At 45.8% G+C, this 7,425-nt stretch carries 6 protein-coding genes and 2 tRNA genes; 7 read left to right on the top strand and 1 reads right to left on the bottom strand.

All coding sequences use genetic code 11. The features are described from left to right. The first annotated feature begins 2 nt into the window (after positions 1-2). Together R7D93_RS17450 and R7D93_RS17445 are read left to right on the top strand one after the other, a co-directional pair. Positions 3-77 (top strand) — tRNA-Gln (locus tag R7D93_RS17450). Positions 78-130: 53 nt separating this feature from the next. Beyond that, positions 131-215: transfer RNA gene (locus tag R7D93_RS17445), tRNA-Leu, on the top strand. A 135-nt stretch (positions 216-350) separates the two neighbouring features. Here the strand turns inward: R7D93_RS17445 and R7D93_RS17440 are convergent. Then, positions 351-1,529: a 2-octaprenyl-3-methyl-6-methoxy-1,4-benzoquinol hydroxylase gene (locus tag R7D93_RS17440; RefSeq protein ID WP_017821766.1), complete on the bottom strand. Its 1,179-nt coding sequence runs from the start codon at positions 1,527-1,529 to the stop codon at positions 351-353. Positions 1,530-1,787: 258 nt separating this feature from the next. Between R7D93_RS17440 and miaB the strand changes: the two genes are divergently transcribed. The 5 genes from miaB to lnt all read left to right on the top strand — a co-directional run bounded on the left by miaB (position 1,788) and on the right by lnt (position 7,406). Then, on the top strand, positions 1,788-3,212 hold the full coding sequence (gene miaB, locus R7D93_RS17435; protein WP_005373038.1) for a tRNA (N6-isopentenyl adenosine(37)-C2)-methylthiotransferase MiaB: 1,425 nt from the start codon (positions 1,788-1,790) through the stop codon (positions 3,210-3,212). Between the two features lie 73 nt (positions 3,213-3,285). Further along, the gene (locus R7D93_RS17430) at positions 3,286-4,383 is read left to right on the top strand and encodes a PhoH family protein (protein WP_005373033.1); all 1,098 of its coding nucleotides are present in this window, start codon (positions 3,286-3,288) and stop codon (positions 4,381-4,383) included. A gap of 2 nt (positions 4,384-4,385) precedes the next feature. Continuing rightward, positions 4,386-4,850 carry an rRNA maturation RNase YbeY gene (gene ybeY, locus R7D93_RS17425; RefSeq protein ID WP_005373030.1) on the top strand — a complete coding sequence of 155 codons (465 nt, stop codon included), beginning with the start codon at positions 4,386-4,388 and terminating at the stop codon, positions 4,848-4,850. 105 nt (positions 4,851-4,955) lie between these two features. Then, positions 4,956-5,855: a CNNM family magnesium/cobalt transport protein CorC gene (gene corC, locus R7D93_RS17420; RefSeq protein ID WP_005384118.1), complete on the top strand. Its 900-nt coding sequence runs from the start codon at positions 4,956-4,958 to the stop codon at positions 5,853-5,855. A 33-nt stretch (positions 5,856-5,888) separates the two neighbouring features. Continuing rightward, complete coding sequence (gene lnt / locus R7D93_RS17415; protein ID WP_005384119.1) at positions 5,889-7,406, top strand: apolipoprotein N-acyltransferase; 1,518 nt, start codon at positions 5,889-5,891, stop codon at positions 7,404-7,406. The last annotated feature ends 19 nt before the right edge of the window (positions 7,407-7,425 follow it).

The following is a 7,425-nucleotide window of genomic DNA, read 5'->3' as shown; positions in this document are numbered from 1 at the left end:
GTAGGGCTATCGCCAAGCGGTAAGGCAGCGGCTTTTGATGCCGCCATTCCCTGGTTCGAATCCAGGTAGCCCTGCCATATACAACGATATTGAGATTTTACCAATTATCTTGATATCTATAGATTAAGTTGCGGAAGTGGCGGAATTGGTAGACGCACCAGATTTAGGTTCTGGCGCCGCAAGGTGTGAGAGTTCAAGTCTCTCCTTCCGCACCATTATCGGAAAACCCAGCATGACTTTGCTGGGTTTTTTCTTTTTTTGGTTCTGGACTCGGGAAATCATTAGATTTGCCGAATTAAAAAAGCGAGCTCATGGCTCGCTTTTTTTCTATCTGTGATTTGAGTAGCTTACTACATACCTAACGCGTATTTCAGTACTTGAGCCTTAATTGGCCCTGAGTTTTCAGCAAGCTTCAATGCAGCATTACGTACGAACTTCAATGGCCCAAGATCGTTGCTAAAACCTTTATAGAAAAAGTCCATGCCCGTCTGCATGAGTAAGTTGTCAGGTCGACGTGCGCGTTCGTATTTCGCGAGTAAGGTATCTTCCAGCTTTTCTTGGTGTTCTGTTACCGAAAGGAGAACGTCTACATCTTTGAAGCCTAAGTTTACCCCTTGCCCTGCAAGCGGGTTGATCGTATGAGCAGAGTCACCCACTAACACGCAATTTTTGCTTGAGTAGCTTTGCGCATGACGACGAGTGAGTGGGAATGAGCCAAACTGTAAAACTTCAATATCGCCTAATTCAGCAGGGAAATGACGTAAAATTTCTTCCCTTAGTTGAGGTTTACCCATCGCACACAGTTGTTTAATACGTTTAGGCGAGTCATACCAAACCAAAGAACCTTGGCCTACTACTTGACCATCGTCGTTACTCAAAGAGCACAGAGGTAAAAATGAACGTGGGCCTGAAGGTGTAAATTGTTGCCAAGTAATATCTTGCTGAGGCAATTCTGTTTTCACGTTAATCAACATGCAGTGTTGTCGGTAATCCCACGCAGTTACACCAATTCCAGCCAATTGACGAACTTTAGAGTTTGCACCATCAGCACCAATCACCCAGTTAGCTTCAAACTGCTCCCCACTTTCTAGTGTCACAAGGTTTACATCTGCAAACTCAATGGCTTTTAATCGCTCAGGACACATCACGGTTAGATTTTCATACTGAGAGAAGACTTGCCAAAGACCTAATTGGATTAGGCGATTTTCAACGATGTAACCTAGCTGATCCAATGACAATTCATCAGAGTGAAAACGAGTACGGCACTCTGGGTGCTCCCAAGTTTCTAAGCGCCGATAAGGACAAACTCGCATGCTCTTGATCTCTGACCATGCTCCGAGTGAATCAAGTAACTCCACCGACTGGTGCGAGATTGCAGATACACGAATATCCATCGCCTGAGCGGCATCAAAAACTTTAGGTTTTGTACCTTCGACCAAGACAACGCTTCTGCCCTGCTTGGCAAATCCAACAGCGACGGCTGCCCCAACCATACCGCCACCGATCACGGCGATGTCATACTTGTTCATTTTTCACTCTTCATCGTGCTGATTAATTGGCGTTTTTTTATTGTACTTTCCATGGCTATTTTTACAAAATTGTTTAACAAAAAACCTTGTTCTGCATAGGGCGAAAAACTAGATTTCATCAGGCTTTGCAGAGAATTAGCTAGATCACTAGTCAGGTGCTTTTTAAAGCAGTACAATACGCCGCTTACCGCCGTGATGGCGGCTATAATTTGAGCAATAGCTCTCCGATTTAAGTACAACTGAACGAGCGAAAGTGAGATGAGTAAGAAACTGCTAATTAAAACCTGGGGCTGCCAGATGAACGAATACGATTCATCAAAAATGGCCGACCTGCTTAATGCTGCAAACGGCTATGAGCTGACGGAAGAGCCAGAGGAAGCAGACGTACTTCTACTTAACACCTGTTCGATCCGTGAAAAAGCGCAAGAGAAAGTTTTCCACCAGCTAGGCCGCTGGAAAACACTAAAAGATAAAAAACCTGGCGTAGTTATCGGTGTAGGTGGTTGTGTAGCAACGCAAGAAGGTGACCATATTCGTGAACGTGCACCATACGTTGACGTTATTTTTGGCCCACAAACTTTGCACCGCCTACCTGAGATGATCAAACAATCTCAGTCCGATGATGCACCAGTTATGGACATTTCGTTCCCAGAGATCGAAAAATTCGACCGCCTACCTGAACCTCGCGCTGAAGGTGCGACAGCATTCGTTTCTATTATGGAAGGCTGCTCTAAGTACTGTACTTACTGTGTCGTACCGTACACTCGTGGCGAAGAAGTAAGCCGTCCAATGGATGACGTACTGTTCGAAATCGCCCAACTTGCTGAACAAGGCGTACGTGAAGTAAACCTTCTGGGTCAAAACGTAAACGCGTACCGTGGTCCTATGCACGATGGTGAGATCTGTTCATTTGCAGAACTGCTTCGTTTGGTTGCGTCTATCGATGGTATCGACCGTATTCGTTTCACGACGAGCCACCCGTTAGAATTCACAGACGACATCATCGCAGTATACGAAGATACGCCAGAACTTGTGAGCTTCCTGCACTTACCTGTGCAAAGTGGTAGTGACCGTATCCTAACGATGATGAAACGCCCTCACACCGCTATCGAATACAAATCGATCATCCGTAAACTGCGTAAAGCTCGTCCTGATATCCAAATCAGTTCAGACTTTATTGTTGGTTTCCCTGGTGAGACAGACAAAGACTTCCAAGACACCATGAAGCTAATCAAAGATGTAGACTTTGACATGAGCTTCAGCTTTATTTTCTCTCCACGTCCAGGTACGCCAGCAGCGGATTACCCTTGTGATGTGTCAGAACAAGTGAAGAAAGAGCGCCTTTACGAACTACAGCAAACTATCAATGCTCAAGCGATGCGTTACTCTCGCTTAATGCTTGGCACAGAACAACGTGTTCTAGTTGAAGGTCCTTCGAAGAAAAACCTAATGGAACTACGCGCTCGTACAGAAAACAACCGTGTAGTAAACTTTGAAGGTAGTGCAGACCTAATTGGTCAGTTCGTTGATGTGAAGATCGTAGACGTATTTGCAAACTCACTGCGTGGTGAGCTAGTACGTACTGAAAAAGACATGGATCTTCGTAGTGTGATTTCCCCAACGCAGATGATGGCGAAAACACGTCGCGAAGATGAGCTGGGTGTAGCTACTTTTACGCCGTAAGCTCGTATAAATAGCCATAGAGAGCCTGGTCGTTATCAGGCTCTCACTAAGTGGCAAAAAATGAGAGGCAACATTGAGCAATAAAATCGTAACTCTAGAAATTAACCTAGAACCTTCAGACAACCGCCGACTAGCTAGCCTGTGCGGTCCATTCGATGACAACATCAAGCATTTAGAACGTCGTCTAGGCGTTGAAATTAACCACCGTAGTGACCACTTTACGATTGTCGGTAAACCTCATACCGCATCAGCTGCGCTGGATATCCTGAAAACTCTATATGTTGATACCGCACCTGTACGAGGTGAGATCCCAGATATTGAGCCTGAGCAAATCCATCTAGCGATCAAAGAGTCTGGTGTTCTTGAGCAGAATACTGAGTCTAACATCGAGCATGGTAAAGAAGTCTTCGTCAAAACCAAGAAAGGTGTGATCAAACCACGTACGCCAAACCAAGCGCAGTACTTGGTTAACATGGTCACGCATGATATTTCTTTTGGTATTGGCCCGGCTGGTACAGGTAAAACCTACCTTGCTGTAGCAGCAGCTGTTGACGCACTAGAGCGCCAAGAGATCCGTCGTATTCTACTTACTCGTCCAGCGGTTGAAGCTGGTGAGAAATTGGGCTTCCTACCTGGTGATTTAAGCCAGAAAGTCGACCCATACCTACGTCCGCTATACGACGCCCTATTTGAAATGCTGGGCTTTGAGCGCGTAGAGAAGCTGATTGAACGTAACGTGATTGAGGTCGCCCCTCTTGCTTACATGCGTGGTCGTACTCTAAACGACGCCTTCATCATTCTTGATGAGAGTCAGAACACCACTGTTGAGCAGATGAAGATGTTCCTAACACGTATTGGTTTTAACTCTCGCGCGGTTATCACTGGTGATGTCACGCAGATTGACTTACCTCGTGGTGCGAAATCGGGTCTTCGTCATGCTATTGAAGTACTAAGCGAAGTTGACGACATCAGCTTTAACTTCTTCTTGGCCGACGACGTTGTACGTCACCCTGTGGTTGCTCGTATCGTTAACGCGTACGAGAAGTGGGAAGCACAAGACCAGAAAGAGCGTAAAGAGTTCGAGAAACGCCGTCGTGAAGAACGCGATGCGAAGTTACTAGAAGCAGCAAAAGCCGAACTGAATGCACAAGTTGCTTCAACTAAGGAATAACCATGGCGATTGAACTTGATCTGCAACTGGCAGTCGAAAATGAAGAAGGTCTGCCTTCGCAGCAAGATTTCCAATTGTGGCTAGATAAGACAATACCTCTCTTCCAGCCACAAGCCGAAGTCACCATTCGTATTGTTGATGAACAAGAAAGTCATACGCTCAACCATGAGTATCGCGGCAAAGATAAACCAACTAATGTGTTGTCGTTTCCATTTGAAGCACCTCCTGGTATGGAAATAGATTTACTTGGTGATTTGATTATTTGCCGCCAAGTTGTTGAAAAAGAGGCGGTTGAACAGAGCAAGCCTCTGCTAGCACATTGGGCGCATATGGTTGTACATGGCAGCTTGCATCTGCTAGGTTATGATCATATAGAGGATGACGAAGCCGAAGAGATGGAGTCCCTCGAAACCGAAATCATGCAAGGTATGGGTTATGAAGATCCTTACATTGCTGAAAAAGAGTAGCTATTGGCCACTCGACAGGGAAAGGCGAACCACCTAAATGACTCTCGTGTTCGCCTCTCTATGTGTGCTATCACACTTCTGATAGCGTTACTTAATTGAGAAACAATGAACGAAGATAATTCTCCCTCTTCTAACGAAGATAAGAAAGAAAAGGCAGAAGGTCCGAGTAGAAAGTCCTTCTTTGAACGTCTAGGTCAACTATTTCAGGGCGAACCAAAAGATCGCCAAGAGCTTGTGGATGTTATCCGCGACTCTGAAGTTAACGACCTGATTGACCATGACACTCGCGATATGCTTGAAGGTGTTATGGAAATCTCCGAAATGCGTGTGCGTGACATTATGATCCCGCGTTCGCAAATGGTTACAGTTGAGCGTACTCACGACCTTGATACCTTGGTTGCTTTGATTACCGATGCTCAACACTCTCGCTACCCTGTGATCAGCGAAGATAAAGACCATGTGGAAGGCATACTTCTAGCGAAGGACTTACTTAAATACTTAGGCTCAGGCAGCAATCCATTTGATATCGAAGAAGTCATTCGACCAGCGGTTGTAGTACCGGAAAGTAAACGCGTTGATCGACTGCTGAAAGAATTCCGTGAAGAACGTTATCATATGGCCATTGTTGTCGATGAATTCGGTGGTGTTTCTGGTCTTGTGACCATTGAAGATATCCTTGAGGAAATCGTCGGGGATATTGAAGATGAATTCGATGAAAGTGAAGAGACGGACATTCGTAAGCTGAGCAAGCATACGTTTGCTGTCAGAGCGCTGACAACCATCGAAGAGTTTAATGAGACATTCGGAACCAACTTCAGCGATGAGGAAGTTGATACCGTTGGTGGTATGGTCATGACTGCCTTTGGTCACTTACCTTCTCGTGGTGAACTGGTTGAAATTGAAGGCTACAACTTCAAAGTCACCGCTGCCGATAACCGTCGTGTCATTCAACTCCAAGTGACGATCCCAGACGAAGAAACCCTGGTTGAAGCCACTCAAGAGTAACGCGATACCCATTGGGAATCTCAGAAAATTACAATGATGAATGAACTCTTTCATCGCCTTAAGCGGCCCTTAGTGGCCGCTTTTGTTGGCGCCTCTACTACACTCGCTTTCGCTCCTTACCAGCTGTGGCCTATTGCCATTCTTAGCCCTGCAATTCTACTGATTCTTCTTGCTAACCAAACTCCGAAACGCGCACTATGGATTGGTTATGCTTGGGGGTTAGGTCAATTTGCAACTGGCGTTAGCTGGGTTTACGTCAGTATCTCCGGTTTTGGCGGTATGCCGCTCATTGCCAATTTATTTTTAATGGGCTTACTTGTTGCCTACTTGGCTGTTTATTCAGGCTTATTTGCTTGGCTCAACAACAAACTGTTTCCTCAATTTACGCTCACAAAAGCACTTCTCGCTGCACCTGCTTTATGGCTGATCAGTGATTGGTTGCGTGGTTGGGTGATGACCGGCTTCCCTTGGTTATGGCTAGGCTATAGCCAGATAGATGCTCCACTCGCAAGCTTTGCACCAATTGGCGGCGTAGAACTGCTTACTCTATTTATCCTTATCAGCGCAGGGGCGTTAGCCTATGCATGGATTCATAAGCAGTGGCTGATGGTGATTATCCCTGCGGTACTACTCAGTACTGGCTTTGGGATTCGCAACTACGATTGGGTAACACCCCGACCAGAAGACACGACTAAGCTCGCGCTGATTCAAGGTAACGTAGACCAGAACCTAAAGTGGCTACCAAGTCAACGCTGGCCAACCATCATGAAATACGCTGACTTAACTCGTGAAAACTGGGACGCTGACATTATCGTTTGGCCAGAAGCAGCAATTCCCGCTTTTGAAATTGAAGTGCCTTCATTTTTGAGCAATATCGACAGCGCTGCAAAAATGAATAACAGCGCAATCATCACCGGTGTCGTCAATCAAGCTGAAGATCGACAGTTCTACAACAGTATTCTGTCACTCGGCATCACACCATACGGTGACTACAGCTTCGATTTAAGCGAACGTTACCATAAGCATCACCTACTACCGTTTGGTGAGTTTGTACCATTTGAAGATATTTTGCGCCCATTAGCGCCATTCTTTAACCTACCGATGTCATCGTTTAGCCGTGGGGCTTTTGTGCAGCCAAACATCGTTGCGAATGGCATGCACATGGCACCAGCGCTTTGCTATGAGATCATCTTTAATGAGCAAGTGCGTCAAAATGTGACTGACGAAACAGACTTCATTCTAACGCTTTCAAACGATGCATGGTTTGGTCACTCTATCGGCCCTCTTCAGCATATGGAGATCGCCCGTATGCGTGCCTTAGAGTTGGGCAAACCGCTCATCCGCTCGACTAACAATGGATTAACAGCGGTAACCGATCACAAGGGTAAAATCGTTGAGCAAGTTCCGCAGTTTGAAACTGCAGTACTGCGCGCAGAGCTCACCCCAACCGATGGGAAAACGCCATATCGAATCGTTGGTACTTGGCCATTGTATATTTGGGTAGGGTTAAGTTTAGCGCTGGCTTTCGGTTTAAGAAGAAAACAGAGCTGATAACAGCTTGAAAGTAGAA

This window comes from Vibrio sp. YT-15 (assembly GCF_033337445.1).
Lineage (GTDB): Bacteria > Pseudomonadota > Gammaproteobacteria > Enterobacterales > Vibrionaceae > Vibrio > Vibrio alginolyticus.
This window is presented reverse-complemented; position numbering and strand designations above follow the sequence as displayed.